This window comes from Duffyella gerundensis, assembly GCF_001517405.1.
In the GTDB taxonomy this organism is placed as follows: domain Bacteria; phylum Pseudomonadota; class Gammaproteobacteria; order Enterobacterales; family Enterobacteriaceae; genus Duffyella; species Duffyella gerundensis.
Genome location: NZ_LN907827.1, coordinates 3,088,553 through 3,107,226, shown reverse-complemented (window position 1 = coordinate 3,107,226; position 18,674 = coordinate 3,088,553). Strand labels below are relative to the sequence as shown.

The following is an 18,674-nucleotide window of genomic DNA, read 5'->3' as shown; positions in this document are numbered from 1 at the left end:
AGGGGCGCCACTATATAGACCCGCTAAATAAGTTACAACCCCTTTTCTGGAATCGTTGCGGCACCTGGTGGTAGCATACCATGAACTTATTCCGCCAACGACGATGAATACTTATGTCTTTACAGAACTCTGCGCCAGACTACGACACCCTGGCAGCCGTACTTACCCAGCAGGGCGTCGGCATGACGCCCGCCGAAATCCACGGATTACTGAGTGGCATTATCTGCGGCGGCAATCTCGACCACAGCTGGAAGCCGCTGGTTAACGATTTGATTAATGAAGGTTTGGCTTTTCCACAGGCGGTTTCCCAGCCGCTGCTGCTGCTGCACGGCAGCGTGCTGGATGCACTAGAAGATGATGGCTTTATGTTCCAGCTCTACCTGCCAGAAGGCGACGATATTACCGTCTTCGATCGTGCAGATGCGCTGGCCGGATGGGTTAACCATTTCCTGCTGGGTTTAGGCGTGACGCAAACTAAACTGGATAAGGTCACCGGCGAGACGGGCGAAGCGATTGACGACCTGCGCACCATTGCCCAACTTGGCTATGATGAGGATGAAGATCAGGAAGAGTTGGAGCAGTCGCTGGAAGAGGTGATCGAATACGTACGCGTTGCCGCCGTGCTTTGCTTCAGTTCTTTTACCCATCAGTCACCCACCGCGCATGAAGTGCAAAAAAAACCGACGCTACACTAACTTAGCCGCGCGTGGCGCAGTGACCGCCGGGGTATAAACGTCCATTTAACAGGGAGTGCAGATAATGATTACGCTGAACACTTTTCAGCAACGTCGTCAGGCGTTGCTGTCTCGTATGGCCCCGGCCAGCGCCGCGCTGATTTTCGCCGCACCGGAAGCGCCGCGCAGCAATGACACCGAATATCCTTATCGCCAGAACAGCGATTTTTGGTACTTCACCGGTTTTAATGAGCCGGAAGCGCTGCTGCTGCTGATTAAAAGCGATGAAACGCATAACCACAGCGTGCTGTTTAACCGGGTTCGCGATCTGACGGCGGAGACCTGGTTTGGCCGCCGTCTCGGGCAGGATGCCGCGCCTGAGAAACTCGGTGTTGATCGTGCGCTTCCCTGGAGCGACCTGCCGGAGCAGCTGCATCTGCTGTTAAATGGTCTGGATGTGGTGTACCACGCTCAGGGCGAATACGCCGACGCCGATCGCCAGCTGTTCGACGCGCTGGAAACACTGCGCCGCGGCTTTCGTAAAAACCTCTCGGCGCCGGCAACCGTCACTGACTGGCGTCCCTGGGTGCACGAAATGCGTCTGTTCAAAAGCGCTGAGGAGCTAGCCGTGCTGCGCCGTGCCGGTGAGATCAGCGCGCTGGCCCACACACGCGCCATGCAAGCCTGTCGGCCCGGAATGTATGAATATCAGCTGCAGGGCGAGATTGAGCATGAATTTATTCGTCACGGTGCTCGCTTCCCGGCCTATAACACCATTGTCGGCGGCGGCGTAAACGGCTGTATCCTGCATTACACCGAAAACGAGAGTGAGCTGCGCGACGGCGATCTGGTGCTGGTGGACGCCGGTTGCGAGTTACACGGCTACGCTGGCGATATTACGCGTACCTATCCGGTTAACGGTAAATTTACCGCCGCGCAGCGTGCTATTTATGACATCGTCCTTGATTGCCTGAATCAGTCGCTGGCGCTGTTTCGCCCCGGCATCAGCATTCGCGAAGTGAATGACGTTGTTGTGCGCATTATGGTCTCTGGCCTGGTGAAGCTGGGCGTTATGCAGGGCGATGTTGACGAGCTGATTGCAGATTCTGCACATCGTCAGTTTTACATGCATGGCCTCGGTCACTGGATGGGACTGGATGTGCATGACGTCGGAAACTATGGCACCTCCGAGCGCACCCGCACGTTGGCGCCGGGCATGGTGCTCACCGTTGAGCCTGGCCTCTATATAGCGCCAGATGCTGACGTGCCTGCTGAATATCGCGGTATCGCCGTACGCATTGAAGATGACATTGTGATTACCGAAACAGGTAATGAGAATCTCACCGCCAGCGTGGTTAAAGAGGCGGCTGAGATTGAGGCATTAATGGCGGCGGCAAAATGAGCATCAATGGCGGCGGCAAAATGAGCATCATCATTGCGGGCGGTGGCATGACCGGCGCCACGCTGGCGCTGGCCATTTCCGCGCTGACTCAGGGCACGTTACCGGTTACCTTAATCGAAGCGCGCCAGCCGGGCAGCAATGCGCATCCTGGCTACGATGGTCGTGCAATTGCGCTGGCTGAGGGTACCTGCCAACAGCTGGCGGCCATTGGTTTATGGCCTGCTCTGCAAAGCCTGGCCACGCCGATTACCCATGTGCACGTAAGCGACCGCGGCCACGCGGGTTTTGTCTCTCTCAATGCACAGGATTATGGGTTGCGGGCGCTGGGGCAGGTGGTCGAGTTGCACGAAGTCGGCCAGCGCCTGTTTACGCTGTTGCAGCAGGCACCGGGCATTAGCCTGCGCTGCCCGGCATCGGTAAAAACGGTTTCCCGGCAGCAGGATAACGTCGAGGTTACGCTCGCTGACGGCGAGACGTTGACGGCACAACTTCTGGTCGCTGCCGATGGTACGCGTTCGCCGCTGGCCGCCTCCTGCGGCATTCACTGGCAGCAGGAGGCGTATCAACAGGTGGCATTGATCGCTAACGTTTCCACGCAGATCGCGCATCAGGGCCGCGCTTTTGAGCGCTTTACCGAACACGGGCCGCTGGCGCTGTTGCCGATGTCAGGCGGGCGCAGTTCACTGGTTTGGTGTCATCCGCAGGAAAAGCGTCACGCGGTTGAAAACTGGGGCGATACGCAGTTTCTCGCCGAGCTACAGCGCGCCTTTGGCTGGCGGCTGGGACGTTTCACGCAGGTCGGCACGCGCAGCTGTTATCCGCTGGCGCTGCAGCAGGCCAATCAGCAGATCAGCCACCGTTTGGCGTTGGTGGGTAATGCGGCGCAAACGCTGCATCCGATCGCTGGCCAGGGATTCAACCTGGGCATGCGCGATGTGATGTCGCTGGCGGAAACATTGGCCGCAGCGCATCACCAACAGAGGGATATCGGCAGCTTTAACGTTCTCCAGCAGTATCAACAGCGTCGGCAGCCCGATCGACAGGCAACCATTGGTGTCACCGACAGCCTGGTGCGCCTGTTTGCCAATCGCTACTCTCCGTTAGTTGTTGGCCGTAATCTGGGGCTGATGACCATGGACAATTTACCGTTACTGCGCAACCAGCTGGCGTCGCGTACGCTGGGCTGGGTTAAGCGTTAACATGAGGCTTTGAATGCAAACTTATGATGTGATAATCGCCGGTGGCGGAATGGTTGGGCTCGCCGTAGCCTGTGGTTTGCAGGGCAGCGGATTGCGCGTGGCGGTGCTGGAAAAGGCGCAGCCGCAGCCCTTCCAGCCTGATGACGCGCCGGGATTGCGCGTATCGGCGATCAATGCAGGCAGCGAGACATTGCTGCAGCATCTTGGCGTCTGGTCTTCCATTCTTGAATTACGCGCCAGCTGCTATCACGGCATGGAGGTGTGGGATCGGGACAGCTTCGGCACCATTAGCTTTGACGATGAACAGCAGGGGCTGTCGCACCTTGGCCACATCGTTGAGAATCAGGTGATTCATCAGGCACTCTGGCAGCGTGCATCTTCGCTCAGCGAAGTGACGCTGATTGCTCCGGCGCAGCTGCAGCAGGTGGCGTTTGGCGATAACGAAGCGTTCGTGACGCTGCAGGATGGCACCATGATGAGCGCCCGCTTGCTGATTGCCGCCGATGGTGCCAACTCCTGGCTGCGTAACAAAGCGGATATTCCGCTCACCTTTTGGGATTATGAACATCATGCGCTGGTCGCTAATGTGCGCACGGATCTACCGCACGATGGCGTGGCACGTCAGGTGTTTCATGGCGAAGGCATTCTGGCGTTTCTGCCCCTGAGCGATCCGCATCTTAGCTCGATCGTCTGGTCGATTTCACCGCAGGAGGCTTCACGCCTGCAGTCGATGCCCGCTGCGCTGTTTAATCAGCAGCTCTCGGTAGCGTTCGATATGCGTCTTGGTCTGTGTCAGGTTGAGAGCGAGCGACACACCTTCCCTCTGGTGGCGCGCTATGCGCGTAATTTTGCCGCGCACCGGCTGGCGCTGGTCGGCGATGCCGCCCATACGATTCATCCGTTGGCCGGACAGGGTGTCAATCTTGGCTTTATGGATGCCGCCGAGTTGATTGGTGAAATTAAGCGGTTGCATACACAGGGCAAAGATATCGGTCAGCATCTTTATCTGCGTCGTTATGAACGCAGCCGCAAACACAGTGCCGCTATGATGCTGGCAGGCATGCAAGGTTTTCGTGAGCTGTTTGCCGGTACGCATCCCGCTAAAAAACTCTTTCGCGATGTGGGCCTGAAGCTGGCAAATAACCTGCCGGGCGTTAAGCCGCTGATGCTCAGGCAAGCGATGGGTCTGAATGACCTGCCGGAATGGCTACGCCAGCCGCGCTAATCCAACAGATAACTGGCCAGCTTGCTGGCCTTTTTTATGCTTCTGGTTTGCTCATCCCTCGCTGTTTTGCCGCCTTTGCACTCTGCTGGTGCGCGCCCGCCCCGTAACGATCCTTCATTTGAATAATTCTAATTTTGCTGCGTAATCGGATTAGATTTTCTCATTCGAAAGGTGAGGTAGCGGTGAATAAAAAAATCAACAAACGCGAGCCTGCGCACAATTTTACTGGTTGCAGCCTTCAGATGCGGTTCAATCCTCTGCTTTCATAAAAATAATTGGTTATATTCGCTGTTAGCGCCTGCGAGTAGAAAGCGCAGCGCAACGGTTTCGACCCTGTTTTGCTTATGGTTAATCCCGATTGAAGGTGATAACGTCAGGATAAAGATAACGTTTGCGTCGGCCATTCCGGCCGGTAAAAACGCCAGAAAATAACGACTTGCTTATGCACAGGATAGTTATGACTCAACAGACTCCATTGTATGAACAGCATCAGGCCTGCGGTGCACGTATGGTCGATTTCCATGGTTGGATGATGCCGCTGCATTATGGCTCGCAGATGGACGAGCACCATGCGGTGCGCAACGATGCCGGCATGTTTGATGTCTCGCACATGACCATCGTTGATCTGCACGGCAGCCGTACCCGTGATTTTCTGCGTTACCTGCTGGCTAATGACGTCGCCAAACTGACGCAGCCGGGCAAGGCGCTTTATACCGGCATGCTTAACGCTTCCGGCGGCGTTATTGACGATCTGATCGTCTATTTCATGGCGGAGGATTTCTTCCGTCTGGTAGTGAATTCCGCCACGCGTGAAAAAGATCTGCAATGGATCCGCGAACACGCCGCGCCTTTTGCCGTTGAGCTGATCGAACGTGACGATCTGGCGTTGATTGCCGTGCAGGGTCCGCAGGCGCAGGCAAAAGCGCACTCTTTACTCAGCGACACGCAACGGCAGGCCGTGGCCGGCATGAAGCCATTCTTTGGCGTGCAGGCTGACGATCTTTTTATCGCCACCACCGGTTACACCGGCGAAGCAGGTTATGAGATTGCCCTGCCTGCCGCGCAGGCTGCTGACTTTTGGCAGCAGCTGATCGCTGCTGGGGTGAAACCGGCAGGGCTGGGCGCGCGTGACACGCTGCGGCTGGAAGCGGGCATGAACCTGTATGGTCAGGAGATGGACGAAGGCGTCTCGCCGCTGGCCGCCAACATGGCATGGACGGTGAGCTGGGAACCGGCCGATCGTCAGTTTATTGGTCGTGAGGCACTGGAAGCGCAACGCGCCAATGGCAGCGAGAAGCTGGTGGGACTGATCCTGCGTGAAAAAGGCGTGCTGCGTAATGCGCTGCCGGTGCATTTCACCGATGAACTCGGTCAGCAACAGCAGGGCATTATTACCAGCGGCAGCTTCTCACCGACGCTGGGCTACAGCATCGCCTTAGCACGTGTACCAGCCGGAATTGGCCAGCGTGCCATCGTGCAGATTCGCAACCGCGAAATGCCGGTTGACGTCACTAAACCCGTTTTTGTTCGTGCCGGTAAGCCGGTCCAGTAATTTACGTCAGGAGAGAATGGCGATGAGCAATGTACCTAATGAATTGAAATATCGCGACAGCCACGAATGGGTGCGCAAAGAAACGGACGGCACTTACACCGTTGGCATCACCGAACATGCACAGGAGCTGCTGGGCGATATGGTGTTTGTCGATCTGCCTGATGTTGGCGCGATTTATACCGCTGGCGATGACTGTGCCGTAGCCGAATCAGTTAAAGCCGCATCCGATATTTATGCACCGTTAAGCGGCGAAGTCGTGGCGGTGAATGATGCGCTGACGGACTCGCCAGAGCTGGTTAACAGTGGCTCTTATACCGATGGCTGGCTGTTTAAAATCAAGGCCAGCGATGCATCAGAACTGGACGACCTGTTAGATGCTGACGCTTACAAGGCGTCTATCGAAGAGTAAACCCGCGTTGGCCCTTTTTGTCCGCGAGAAAGGGCCTGGGCGAGGCCAGCCTCGCCTGCACCCTTTGCTTATCGAAGGGATTTTTATTCACCATGCCCGATGCAGGATTTACCGCTAATGACCCAGACTCTCAGTCAGCTTGAACATACCGGTGCATTTATTGAGCGCCATATCGGCCCGTCACTACAGCAGCAGCACGACATGTTGCAGGCGATCGGCGCAGATTCTCTCGATGCGTTGATCGCTTCCATTGTACCCGCGGATATTCAGCTGCCGGGGCCACCGGCGGTCGGCGAAGCGATGACGGAACATCAGGCGCTGGCCGAGCTAAAAGCGATTGCCAGTCAGAATCAGCGTTACAAATCTTACATCGGCATGGGATATACCCCGGTGCTGACGCCGCCGGTTATCCTGCGCAATATGCTGGAAAACCCCGGTTGGTATACCGCTTACACCCCTTATCAGCCAGAAGTGTCGCAGGGTCGTCTCGAAGCGCTGCTGAACTTCCAGCAGCTGACGCTGGATTTAACCGGGCTGGATATCGCCTCTGCCTCGCTGCTGGACGAAGCCACCGCCGCCGCCGAAGCGATGGCGATGGCGAAGCGCGTCAGCAAGCTAAAAAACGCCAATAAGTTTTTTGTCGCTGACGACATTCACCCGCAGACACTGGACGTGGTACGCACACGTGCTGAAACCTTCGGCTTTGAGGTACTGGTCGATCGCGCAGAGAAAGCGATTGAGCATGACTCGCTGTTTGGCGTGCTGTTACAGCAGGTGGGCACCGGTGGCGAAGTGCATGATTATCGTCAGCTGATTGCCGAACTCACCGCACGTAAAGTGGTGGTCAGCGTAGCGGCAGACTTTATGTCACTGCTGCTGCTGGAGGCGCCAGGCAAGCAGGGCGCCGATATCGTATTCGGATCGGCGCAGCGTTTTGGTGTGCCGATGGGCTACGGCGGGCCACATGCGGCGTTTTTCGCTGCCCGCGACGAGCACAAACGTTCGATGCCGGGACGCATCATTGGCGTATCGCGCGATGCTGCGGGCAATACCGCGCTGCGCATGGCGATGCAAACGCGCGAGCAGCATATTCGTCGTGAAAAAGCCAACTCCAACATCTGTACTTCACAGGTGCTGTTAGCCAATATCGCCAGCCTGTATGCGGTATTTCATGGCCCGGTTGGCCTGCAGCGCATCGCCAGCCGCATCCATCGCCTGACCGATATTCTGGCTGCCGGCCTGCAGCAGGGCGGCCTGAAATGCCGCTATACCAGCTGGTTCGACACCTTAACCATTGAGGTCGCCGACAAGGCAGCAGTGCTGAATCGTGCGCTGAGCTTTGGCGTCAACCTGCGCAGCGATATTCTCAACGCCGTCGGTATTACGCTGGATGAAACCACCAGCCGTGAAGATGTCGCTACGCTGTTCGCTATCCTGCTTGGCGACGATCACGGTCAGGATATTGAGGCGCTCGATCGCGCGGCGAGCAACAGTAGCTCTATTCCAGCAGCACTGCAGCGTCACGATGCCATTTTGACGCATCCAGTATTTAACCGTCATCACAGCGAAACTGAGATGATGCGTTACATGCACAGCCTGGAGAAAAAGGATCTGGCGCTGAATCAGGCGATGATCCCACTCGGCTCCTGCACCATGAAACTGAACGCGGCGGCGGAAATGATTCCGATTACCTGGCCGGAATTTGCCGAGCTGCATCCTTTCTGCCCGGCAGAACAGGCGGGCGGTTATTTGCAGATGATCGGCCAGCTGTCGCAGTGGCTGGTGCAGCTGACCGGCTATGACGCACTCTGCATGCAGCCAAACTCTGGCGCTCAGGGCGAGTATGCTGGCCTGCTGGCTATCCGCCGCTACCATGAAAGCCGCAATGAAGGTGAGCGTGAAATCTGTTTGATTCCGAGTTCGGCGCACGGCACTAATCCAGCATCTGCGCAGATGGCGGGTATGTCGGTGGTGGTGGTCGCCTGTGACAAACAGGGCAACATTGACCTGCACGATCTGCGCATCAAGGCCGAACAGGCGGGCAGCAAACTCTCCTGCATTATGGTGACTTATCCGTCAACGCACGGCGTGTACGAAGAAACCATCCGTGAAGTGTGCCAAATCGTGCATCAGTTTGGTGGCCAGGTTTATCTGGACGGCGCCAACATGAATGCGCAGGTGGGCATCACCACGCCAGGTTACATCGGCGCGGATGTTTCGCACCTGAACCTGCACAAAACCTTCTGCATTCCACATGGCGGTGGCGGTCCAGGTATGGGCCCTATCGGCGTTAAAGCGCATCTGGCGCCGTTCGTGCCAGGTCACAGCGTGGTGCAAATCGACGACTTGCTGACGCAGCAGGGCGCGGTGTCCGCTGCCCCGTTCGGCAGCGCATCGATTCTGCCGATCAGCTGGATGTATATCCGCATGATGGGCGCGGAAGGGCTAAAACAGGCCAGCTCAGTGGCGATCTTAAACGCTAACTACATCGCCAGCCGTCTGAAATCAGCCTACCCAATTCTCTATACCGGTCGTGACGGTCATGTGGCGCACGAATGTATTCTGGATATTCGACCGCTGAAAGAGCAGACCGGCATTAGCGAGCTGGATATCGCCAAGCGCTTAATCGATTACGGTTTTCATGCGCCGACCATGTCATTCCCGGTAGCCGGAACGCTGATGGTGGAGCCGACGGAATCGGAAAGCAAAATCGAGTTGGATCGATTTATCGATGCCATGCTGGCGATTCGTATGGAGATCGATCGCGTTGCCGCAGGCGAATGGTCTGCTGAAGACAACCCGCTGGTGAATGCTCCGCATACGCAGAAAGAGATCGTCGGTGAATGGACGCATCCTTACAGCCGTGAGCTGGCGGTGTTTCCTGGCGGCAGCGAAAACAAATACTGGCCAACGGTGAAGCGCCTTGATGACGTCTTTGGCGACCGCAATCTGTTCTGTTCCTGCGTGCCGATCGGCGACTACCAGTAATTTTGCGCATAAAAAAAGCCGGGCAATGCCCGGCTTTTTATTGTGTGTTATCAGATAAACAGCACGGTGTGTTACAGCTGCTCACCGTTGCTGGCAATCACCTGCTGATACCAGCTGAAGCTCTTTTTCTTCGCGCGGGAAAAATCGCCGCTGCCGTCGTCATGTTTGTTGACGTAGATAAAACCGTAGCGCTTATCATATTGTCCGGTGGTGAAAGAGACGCAGTCGATGCAGCCCCACGGCGTATAACCCATCAGCTCCACGCCATCGTCAAACACCGCTTTTTTCATCTCTTCGATATGCGCACGCAGGTAATCGATACGGTAATCATCTTCAATGATGCCGCTGTCGCCGATTTTGTCGTAGGCACCAAAACCGTTTTCCACGATGAACAGTGGTTTTTGATAGCGCTCATACAGCGCCGACAGCGCATAACGCAGGCCAACCGGATCGATCTGCCAGCCCCAGTCGGTGGCTTTCACATGCGGGTTCGGTACGCTGCCTTTGAAGTCAGCCACGCCGGAGGCATCGCCCTCGGCATCGGCCTTGACCGCATTGCTCATGTAATAGCTCAGGCCGATGTAATCCGCGCAGCCATCGCGCAGCGTCTGTGCATCTTCTGGCGCCATGTCGATCTGATAGCCTTTTTTCGCCCATTCCAGCTGTGCATAGGTAGGCCATGCGCCGCGCATCTGTACATCACTGAAGACATAGCGATGACGCATCGCTTCCTGGGCATACATCACATCATCGGGATGACAGGAGAATGGATAGATCGGCACCATGGCGATCATGCAGCCAATGTGTAAGTCAGGGTTGATCGCATGGCCCAGTTTCACCACCTTCGCGCTGGCGACAAACTGATGGTGCATTACCTGGTACATCGCCTGCTCAGGCTTTTCATGATCGGTAAACACCACACCAGAACAACAGTAGCCAAACAGCGGATATTTCCAGTCGCGCTGGTTGTTAATCTCATTGAAGGTCATCCAGTACTTCACTTTGTGCTGGTAACGCGCAATCACCACTTCGCTGAAACGTACGAAGAAATCAACCACGTCACGGTTTAGCCAGCCGCCATAATGCTTAACCAGGTGGTAAGGCATCTCAAAGTGAGAAAGGGTGATCACCGGTTCAATGCCGTGCTTCAGCAGTTCATCAAACAGATCGTCATAGAATTGCAGGCCAGCTTCGTTGGGCTCCTGCTCATCGCCATTCGGGAAAATGCGCGTCCAGGCAATGGAGGTGCGAAAACATTTAAAGCCCATTTCTGCCAGCAGCGCCACATCCTCTTTATAGCGGGAATAAAATTCCACGCCTTGATGATTGGGGTAGCTGTAACCGGGCTGTACGCCATCGGTCATTACGCGATCGACACCGTGTGAACCGCCGGACAGCACGTCAGCGATGCTGACGCCTTTGCCGCCCTGATCCCAACCGCCTTCAACCTGATGTGCGGCAACCGCGCCGCCCCAGAGGAAATCTTTTGGTAACTGCTGAAACTGGCTCATCAAACCCCTCATTTATTTTGCTGGACTGATAACATTTTTCTGTTAATGCGGCGAGTTTAGCAAAGCGGAATTGAATGTCACGATATAACGCCGGAGACAATTTGTAATTTGTCACACTGAAAAAACAGGCTGTTTTATTTCGGCAGATATTGCGCCAGCTGACGGCCAATGGTTTCCAGAATATAGAGCACCGGCACCTGGGTCGTGATATCAAAGCCGCCGTTTACGCGAATAAGGGGCATGTGATAAGAGAGATTGAAATCGGCGATTTTGGCCAGCGAGGAGTTTTCGCTGTTGGTCAAACTAATGATTTTGCAGCGATGTAGGCTGAACTGGCTGGCAAGGCGCAATATTTCCGGCGTTTCACCCGACACGGATAAAATAATCGCCACCGCATCTTTATACATATCGCTATTAACCGGGAAATAAGGGTCATCAATGTGGCTACTAAATTTACCGATATTAGAGAAGAAGCGTGCGCCATATTTACCCAGTGTGCCTGATGTGCCGGCGCCAACAAATATAACCCGCCGCGCGTCAATAATATGCGCAACCGCCTGTGCTATTAAATGCTCAAACTCATCGTTATTAATGCTTTTAAAAAAGCTGACGATTTCATTCACGCCATAATGAATAGGCGGCTGCTGTTCCTGCTCAAGATAGAGCTTCAGGCGCACACGAAATTCAGCATAACCCTCGCACTGCATTTTGCGGCAGAAGCGCAGCACGGTGGTGGTGGATACGCCTGCCGCATCGGCCAGTTCGCGAATCGTCATGTACATCACATTTTCCGATTGCTTAATAACCACCTGATAAACCTGCATTTCAAGATCGTTTAGCGAAGCCAGTGCGGTATGAGTGAACATAACAAAAGCGTTTCCTGAAGCAATGAGGCGCGAGTTTATCAGACTTTAGGGCATGGCTGATATCGTCTGTGGCGCACGGCGCGCTTTCCGTTACCGCGCTACACAAAATATTACGGCGTACACGTGTACACTGAAATAATTCTCAGATAGGCTATTCGTGCTGCATCCTGCGGCGCGATAACAGCATTTGAGGAACCTATGGCGAAAACCCCATTACCCGCGCAGGGATATTCTGTGGCGGAGGAGATCGCCAACAGCATCAGCCACGGCATTGGCTGTCTGTTTGGCATTATCGGCCTGGTGCTACTGTTGAATCAGGCTTGGGCGGCGCAGGCTGACGCAGTGGCTATCGTCAGTTACAGCCTCTACGGCGGCAGCATGATTCTGCTTTTTCTGGCTTCCACGCTCTATCATTCCATTCCGCATCCGGCCGCGCGGTACTGGCTGAAAAAGTTCGATCACTGCGCCATCTATCTGCTGATTGCCGGGACCTACACGCCTTTCCTGCTGGTAGGATTAAAATCTCCGCTGGCGCACGGCCTGATGGTGGTGATCTGGGGTCTGGCGCTGGCGGGCATTATTTTCAAATTCACCATAGCGCACCGTTTTGAAAAACTTTCCGTAATAACCTATCTGCTGATGGGCTGGCTTTCGCTGGTGGTGATTTATCAGCTGGCGCTGATCCTACCGGCGGCAGGTATCTGGCTGTTGGCAGCAGGTGGCGTGATCTATTCGCTGGGGGTCATCTTCTACGTCTCGGAACGTATCCCTTATAACCACGCCATCTGGCACGGTTTTGTGCTCGGCGGCAGCCTGTGCCATTTCCTCGCTATCTATTTATACGTGATGTAAAAAAGGGGCCGTATGGCCCCTGAATCCGTTATTCAATCACATAAGGCAGCGGTTTGATCGCCAGTGCGCCGCCTTCATCGCCCTGCAGGCGAAACGGGGTAGCGGGTTCGAGGTCGTTGTTCATGACCGCCTGCACCCATACTTCACCGGTATCGAGCTGCACGGCGCTGAGAATGGTGCCGGTGCGGCGCCAGTTTTCACCCAGCTTCATCTCCAGCGCATCGCCTGCTACCGGCACATGACCGGCGCTGCCTGCCAGCCAGTAAAGGGCGCGCTTGTTGGCGCCACGAAACTTGGCGCGTGCCACCATCTCCTGGCCGGTGTAGCAGCCTTTTTTAAAGCTGATCGCGTCCAGCGACTGAAGATTGGTCGCCTGAGGAATAAACTGCACGCTGTTTTTATCTTCGATAATCGGCAGTCCCGCTTCGATATCCAGCGCCAGCCATTGCGCGCTGTCGCTGAGCTGCGCTTCACCGGCCAGTTTGTTTTGCAGCGCCTGCGCCTGTTCCAGCGAGGTAACAATAATGAAGCGCTCGGCTGGCTGTTCAAACCACAGCAGCGTGCTTTCACCCTGTTGCACCACCGGCGACGCGGCATCAGGCAAGGTATCAAACAGCCCGGTCAGCGCGGCACGCGCCTGAAAACCCGCAACGCCAACCAGCACCGCATCTTCATCGGCGGCAATGGTCACTTTGGCAAAAATGGCATATTTCTTTAGTTCAGCAATCTGCGTTTCATGCAGGTTGCGACGCTCAACATACGCATAACCCTCACCGCGATGAAACAACCGCAGGCTGCTCCACATTTTGCCTTTGGCATCACAGTGGGCGGCGAGTTTATGCGCACTGGCATCCAGTGCGGCGACATCCAGCGTCAGCTGGCCCTGCAGATAAGAGGTGCTGTCTGCGCCCTGCACGCTGACCAGCGCCCACTCTTCCAGAGAAATCAACGTTAAAGGCAGGCGAGCCGAGGCGGCGGGCTGACGTGGCGGTAAGCTAAAGCGTGGCATAAAAGTATCCTGGCAATGTACGACAATGGTATTCATGTTAAAAGAGCATCGCGTCTTTGCAACCTGTTTCCGGAAAAGGGCGCACAAAAGGCGTGATACGTCATGAGCCGCGCTTATGCCAGCTGCGAGGCGTGCCGCAAAGCGCTAATTTGGCTTCGGCAGCGTGCTAAAAAACCGCTACACTGAGCGCCATTATTTTCGTTGCGGATGACTGAGCTTATGGATATTCACGAAAAATCACGCATTCACTGGGCCTGCCGTCGCGGCATGCTTGAACTGGATATTTCCATCATGCCGTTCTTTGAATATGAATATGATTCACTGAATGATGAGGATAAACAGTTGTTTATTCGCCTGTTAAAGAGTGACGATCCCGATCTGTTTAACTGGATGATGAATCACGGCGAACCCGCTGATGAAGAGTTAAAACGCATGGTGCGCCTGATTCAGCAACGGAACCAGCAACGTGGTCCGGTGGCGCGCTGATCTACAGGCCTCCGTGCTGGCACAGCGCTGGAGCCATGGGCTGTTTCTGACAGCGGCGCTGCTGGTGACGCTATTGCCGCCGTGGCAGCTGAGCTACGGGTTACTGAACCTGCTGCTGTTGGCCGCGGTGATGTATGAGTGGCGACGCCATCATCACGTGCTACAGCGGCGCTGCGGCGCGCTGGTATGGAAAGAGAATGATGACTGGCGCTGGCAGCAGCGCCACTGGCGGCTCTGCCCGGCAACCTGCTGCCTGAACGCGGCGATCCTGCTGCGTTTACGCGGTGAGGCGGGGCAGCAGCAGTTTTGGCTGATGCGTGACAGCATGAGCGAGGCGGAATGGCGCGCGCTGCGCTATCAGATTCTGACGGCTGGCCCGGCTGATTCGCCTGTTTAGTCTTGCATATTGAGCAGGCAAGCTGAGCAGATAACGAACGCTACAGCAGCTCAGCCGTTTCGGTCAGGATCTGTTCGCACCACTGTTCAATGCGTTCATCGCTGAGCTCAAACTGGTTAACATCGTCGAGCGCCAGGCCGACAAACTGTGTGCCGTCAGCGGTTAACGGCCGCGCGCTGGTGAACTCATAGCCTGCCAGCGGCCAGTAGCCCACAAAGCGCACGCCCATTGGCGTCAGCAAATCGTGCAGCATGCCCAGCGCATCAAGAAACCATTCGCCGTAACCAAACTGATCGCCCATGCCGTACATCGCAACGATTTTTCCCTGCAAATTCACTGCGGGAATTTCCTGCCAGATCGCCTCCCAGTCCTCCTGCAGCTCGCCAAAATCCCAGGTGGGAATGCCAAGAATCAGCAGATCGTACTGCGCCATCAGCGCCGGAGAATCGTCTTTCACATTGTGTAAGGTCACCAGCTCGGCACCGATAAAATCACGGATCTTTTCCGCGACCATTTCGGTGTAACAGGTGCTGGAGCCATAGAAGAGGCCAATTTTCATGCGGGTAGAGCTCATATTGACGTACCGTTGGCGCAAGTGTACCAGACAGGGGCGGAATTCAGGCATAATGAGCACAAATTCACATCCTTCACGCGTGGTTTAACTGTGCAAGATACTGAACTGCTTGAGCAATTTCTGGATGCGCTCTGGATCGAACGTAATCTGGCGCAAAATACGCTTGCCTCATATCGGCAGGATTTGCAGACGCTGACCGGCTGGCTGGCGCATCAACAGCTCACGTTGTTGCAGGCTGGCGCGGCTGATCTGCAGGCGTTCCTCGCTGAGCGTATCGAAGGCGGCTATAAAGCTACCAGTTCGGCGCGGCTGCTCAGCGCCATGCGCCGGCTGTTTCAGTATCTCTATCGTGAAAAGCTGCGCGATGACGATCCCAGCGCGCTGCTGGCGGCGCCCAAATTGCCGCAGCGTTTGCCGAAAGATCTCAGTGAAGCGCAGGTGGGGCGCCTGTTACAGGCGCCGGTAACCGATCAGCCGATTGAGCTGCGGGATAAAGCGATGCTTGAGCTGCTCTACGCCACCGGGCTGCGCGTCACCGAGCTGGTGAGCCTGACGCTCAGCGACGTCAGTTTGCGCCAGGGCGTGGTGCGCGTGATTGGTAAAGGCAATAAAGAACGGTTGGTGCCGCTGGGCGAAGAGGCGGTGCACTGGCTGGAGCAGTATCTGGAACACGGTCGCCCCTGGTTGACCAATGGTCGCACGCTGGATGTCCTGTTTCCCAGCAATCGCGCGCAACAAATGACCCGGCAAACCTTCTGGCATCGCATCAAACATTATGCCACGCTGGCGGGTATCGATAGCGAAAAGCTCTCGCCTCACGTATTACGGCACGCTTTTGCCACTCATCTGCTGAACCATGGCGCCGACCTGCGTGTCGTACAGATGTTGTTAGGCCACAGCGACCTGTCGACCACCCAAATTTATACGCACGTTGCCACCGAGCGACTGCGTCAACTTCATCAACAGCATCATCCACGCGCATAGCCAGAACACAAGGAATCAGGATGTATAAGCGTATTGCAGTTCTCTCTTTACTGGCGGCTTCGCTGACGAATGTCGCCCACGCAGACGATGCGGCCATCCAACAATCACTAAAAAAACTGGGCCTGCAGCAGACCGAAATTCAGCCGTCGCCGCTGCCCGGCATAAAAACGGTGCTGAGCGAAAGCGGCGTGCTTTATGTCACTGAAGATGGCAAACACTTCATTCAGGGTCCGCTGTATAACGTCAGCGGCGCGCAGCCGGTCAACGTCACCAACCAGCTGCTGCAAAAAAAGGTCGATGCGCTGAGCAAAGAGATGATCGTGTATAAAGCGGCGAAGCAGCAGCATGTGATCACCGTGTTCACCGACATCACCTGCGGCTACTGCCACAAACTGCATGAGCAGATGGCCGATTACAACGCGCTGGGCATCACCGTGCGCTATCTCGCGTTTCCGCGTGAAGGTCTGAACGGCCAGGTGGAAAAACAGATGAAGTCGATCTGGTGTGCGGCGGATCGTAACAAAGCCTTTGATGAAGCGATGAAAGGCAATGCCGTCTCGCCAATCGCCTGCGATATCAAACTGGATGAGCAGTACAAGCTGGGCATTCTGTACGGTATTCAGGGCACGCCAGCCATGCTGCTGGAAAATGGCATGATGATTCCGGGCTATCAGGGACCGAAAGAGCTGAAACAGGTGCTGGATAGCCAAAAAAGTGGTGGTTAAGTCTGCGTGAAAGGGTCTTCTGAATTACGGCGGCGCGAAGCCGTTGACAACACGCTGCCCGTTGAGCTGCATCCGTTGCTGCGTCGCCTTTACGGGCTGCGCGGCGTGCGTCAGCCTGAGGAGCTGGAGCGCGGCGCGAAAAATCTGCTGCCATGGCAGCAGCTCAGCGGCATCGACAGCGCCGTCAGGCTGCTGCATCAGGCGCTGCAAAGCCAGCAGCGCATTATGGTGGTGGGCGATTTCGATGCCGATGGCGCCACCAGCACCGCGCTGAGCGTGCTGGCGCTGCGCAGCATGGGCGGCGCGAACGTGCAGTATCTGGTGCCGAACCGCTTTGATGACGGCTATGGTCTGAGCCCGGAAGTGGTGGAGCAGGCGGCGGCACGCGGCGCTGAGCTGATTCTGACCGTGGATAACGGCATCTCTTCCCACAGCGGCGTGGAGCTGGCGCATCAGAAAGGGATTCCGGTGTTGATCACCGATCACCATCTGCCGGGCGACACCTTGCCAGCCGCTGAGGCGATCGTTAACCCTAATCTGGCTGACTGCAATTTTCCTTCGCGCGCGCTGGCGGGCGTTGGCGTGGCGTTTTATCTGATGCTGGCTCTGCGTGCGCACCTGCGTGAACAGGGCTGGTTCAGTGATGCGCGACCGATGCCGAACCTTGCGGAATGGCTCGACCTGGTAGCGCTTGGCACGGTAGCCGACGTGGTGCCGCTGGATGCCAACAACCGCATTCTGGTCTGGCAGGGCTTGAGCCGTATTCGCGCCGGTAAATGTCGGCCAGGCATTCGCGCGCTGCTGGAGGTCGCCAATCGTGAAGCGCATCAGCTGGCGGCCAGCGATCTCGGCTTTGCGCTCGGGCCGCGGCTGAATGCAGCAGGGCGGCTGGACGATATGTCAGTGGGCGTTGCGCTGTTGTTGACCAACGATGTGGCGCAGGCGCGCATGCTGGCCAGCGAACTTGATGCGCTGAATCAGACGCGCAAAGAGATTGAGCGCGGTATGCAGGCAGAAGCGCTGGCGCTGTGCGACAAGCTGGAAAATACGCACGAAACGCTGCCGTTGGGCCTGGCGTTTTACCATCCGGAGTGGCATCAGGGCGTGGTGGGTATTTTGGCATCGCGGCTGAAAGATCGCTTTCATCGGCCGGTGATCGCCTTTGCGCCAGCGGGCGACGGCACGCTAAAAGGGTCGGGCCGATCGATTGCCGGGCTGCATCTGCGCGATGCGCTGGAGCGACTGGATACGCTCTGTCCGGGCCTGATCATTAAGTTTGGCGGTCACGCTATGGCGGCTGGCTTGTCGCTGAATAGCGAACGCTTTGAGGAATTTAGCGAGCGTTTCAGCGCGCTGGTGGGCGAATGGCTTGATGGCGAAGCGCTGCAGGGCATTATCTGGTCCGATGGCGAACTGCAGCCGCAGGAGTTTTCGCTGGCCACCGCCGAGCTGCTGCGTGATGGCGGCCCGTGGGGCCAGGCGTTCCCGGAGCCGCTGTTTGACGGCAAGTTCAAGCTGCTGCAGCAAAAACTGGTTGGCGAACGTCATCTGAAAGTGATGGTGGAGCCACTGGGCGGCGGGCCACTGCTGGATGGCATCGCCTTTAATATCGATCCGCTGATCTGGCCCGACAACAGCGTGCGCCAGGTTGAACTCGCCTATCGTCTCGACATTAACGAGTTCCGCGGTAACCGCAGCGTGCAGCTGATTATCGAACACCTGCGTCCGCTGTAACCTTCCGCTCAGCCCATGTCGGCATTCTGCTGTTTTTTAACGGCAGAATGCCGTGAGAAGGGCAAAGCAGCGCTACAAACTACCCAC

The 18,674-nt window shown here is 56.2% G+C and carries 17 protein-coding genes; 13 read left to right on the top strand and 4 right to left on the bottom strand.

What is annotated here, in order from left to right; genetic code table 11:
• The first annotated feature begins 113 nt into the window (after window positions 1–113).
• The 7 genes from EM595_RS14315 to gcvP all read left to right on the top strand — a co-directional run bounded on the left by EM595_RS14315 (window position 114) and on the right by gcvP (window position 9,449).
• Complete coding sequence (locus EM595_RS14315) at window positions 114–695, top strand: YecA/YgfB family protein (protein ID WP_067433450.1); 582 nt, start codon at window positions 114–116, stop codon at window positions 693–695.
• A gap of 64 nt (window positions 696–759) precedes the next feature.
• Complete coding sequence (pepP, locus tag EM595_RS14310; protein WP_067433441.1) at window positions 760–2,076, top strand: Xaa-Pro aminopeptidase; 1,317 nt, start codon at window positions 760–762, stop codon at window positions 2,074–2,076.
• Between the two features lie 20 nt (window positions 2,077–2,096).
• The gene (gene ubiH, locus EM595_RS14305; RefSeq protein ID WP_067435511.1) at window positions 2,097–3,275 is read left to right on the top strand and encodes a 2-octaprenyl-6-methoxyphenyl hydroxylase; all 1,179 of its coding nucleotides are present in this window, start codon (window positions 2,097–2,099) and stop codon (window positions 3,273–3,275) included.
• A gap of 13 nt (window positions 3,276–3,288) precedes the next feature.
• Window positions 3,289–4,500, top strand: a complete 1,212-nt coding sequence (gene ubiI / locus EM595_RS14300) for an FAD-dependent 2-octaprenylphenol hydroxylase (RefSeq protein WP_067433440.1) — start codon at window positions 3,289–3,291, stop codon at window positions 4,498–4,500.
• Between the two features lie 457 nt (window positions 4,501–4,957).
• Window positions 4,958–6,052: a glycine cleavage system aminomethyltransferase GcvT gene (gene gcvT, locus EM595_RS14295; RefSeq protein ID WP_067433439.1), complete on the top strand. Its 1,095-nt coding sequence runs from the start codon at window positions 4,958–4,960 to the stop codon at window positions 6,050–6,052.
• A gap of 22 nt (window positions 6,053–6,074) precedes the next feature.
• Window positions 6,075–6,461: a glycine cleavage system protein GcvH gene (gene gcvH / locus EM595_RS14290; RefSeq protein WP_067435509.1), complete on the top strand. Its 387-nt coding sequence runs from the start codon at window positions 6,075–6,077 to the stop codon at window positions 6,459–6,461.
• A gap of 117 nt (window positions 6,462–6,578) precedes the next feature.
• A complete protein-coding gene (gcvP, locus tag EM595_RS14285; RefSeq protein ID WP_067433438.1) occupies window positions 6,579–9,449 on the top strand; it encodes an aminomethyl-transferring glycine dehydrogenase in 2,871 nt (956 codons plus the stop codon).
• A 71-nt stretch (window positions 9,450–9,520) separates the two neighbouring features.
• Here the strand turns inward: gcvP and EM595_RS14280 are convergent, their stop codons facing one another.
• Complete coding sequence (locus EM595_RS14280) at window positions 9,521–10,960, bottom strand: 6-phospho-beta-glucosidase (RefSeq protein ID WP_067433437.1); 1,440 nt, start codon at window positions 10,958–10,960, stop codon at window positions 9,521–9,523.
• 134 nt (window positions 10,961–11,094) lie between these two features.
• On the bottom strand, window positions 11,095–11,826 hold the full coding sequence (locus EM595_RS14275) for a MurR/RpiR family transcriptional regulator (protein WP_067433436.1): 732 nt from the start codon (window positions 11,824–11,826) through the stop codon (window positions 11,095–11,097).
• 198 nt (window positions 11,827–12,024) lie between these two features.
• Between EM595_RS14275 and trhA the strand changes: the two genes are divergently transcribed.
• On the top strand, window positions 12,025–12,678 hold the full coding sequence (gene trhA / locus EM595_RS14270) for a PAQR family membrane homeostasis protein TrhA (protein WP_067433433.1): 654 nt from the start codon (window positions 12,025–12,027) through the stop codon (window positions 12,676–12,678).
• 28 nt (window positions 12,679–12,706) lie between these two features.
• Here the strand turns inward: trhA and ygfZ are convergent, their stop codons facing one another.
• Window positions 12,707–13,687 carry a tRNA-modifying protein YgfZ gene (gene ygfZ, locus EM595_RS14265; RefSeq protein ID WP_067433431.1) on the bottom strand — a complete coding sequence of 327 codons (981 nt, stop codon included), beginning with the start codon at window positions 13,685–13,687 and terminating at the stop codon, window positions 12,707–12,709.
• 219 nt (window positions 13,688–13,906) lie between these two features.
• Here ygfZ and sdhE point away from each other — a divergent pair, with 219 nt between their 5' ends.
• Window positions 13,907–14,173 (top strand): FAD assembly factor SdhE, encoded by a 267-nt coding sequence (sdhE, locus tag EM595_RS14260; protein WP_067433428.1) that lies wholly within the window; start codon window positions 13,907–13,909, stop codon window positions 14,171–14,173.
• Window positions 14,154–14,570, top strand: coding sequence for a protein YgfX (locus tag EM595_RS14255; RefSeq protein ID WP_067433425.1), 417 nt, complete (start codon window positions 14,154–14,156; stop codon window positions 14,568–14,570). The genes sdhE and EM595_RS14255 overlap by 20 nt, the downstream gene beginning before the upstream one ends.
• Window positions 14,571–14,610: 40 nt before the next feature.
• Here EM595_RS14255 and fldB read toward each other — a convergent pair whose 3' ends face one another.
• Window positions 14,611–15,129, bottom strand: coding sequence for a flavodoxin FldB (gene fldB / locus EM595_RS14250; protein WP_067435506.1), 519 nt, complete (start codon window positions 15,127–15,129; stop codon window positions 14,611–14,613).
• A gap of 105 nt (window positions 15,130–15,234) precedes the next feature.
• Here fldB and xerD point away from each other — a divergent pair, with 105 nt between their 5' ends.
• The 3 genes from xerD to recJ are packed head-to-tail and all read left to right on the top strand — an operon-like array spanning window position 15,235 to window position 18,587.
• On the top strand, window positions 15,235–16,128 hold the full coding sequence (gene xerD / locus EM595_RS14245) for a site-specific tyrosine recombinase XerD (RefSeq protein ID WP_067433422.1): 894 nt from the start codon (window positions 15,235–15,237) through the stop codon (window positions 16,126–16,128).
• A gap of 20 nt (window positions 16,129–16,148) precedes the next feature.
• Complete coding sequence (gene dsbC / locus EM595_RS14240; protein ID WP_067433419.1) at window positions 16,149–16,853, top strand: bifunctional protein-disulfide isomerase/oxidoreductase DsbC; 705 nt, start codon at window positions 16,149–16,151, stop codon at window positions 16,851–16,853.
• Between the two features lie 6 nt (window positions 16,854–16,859).
• Entirely contained in the window at window positions 16,860–18,587 is a 1,728-nt protein-coding gene (gene recJ / locus EM595_RS14235) for a single-stranded-DNA-specific exonuclease RecJ (protein WP_067433415.1), read from the top strand.
• Window positions 18,588–18,674: the final 87 nt, after the last annotated feature.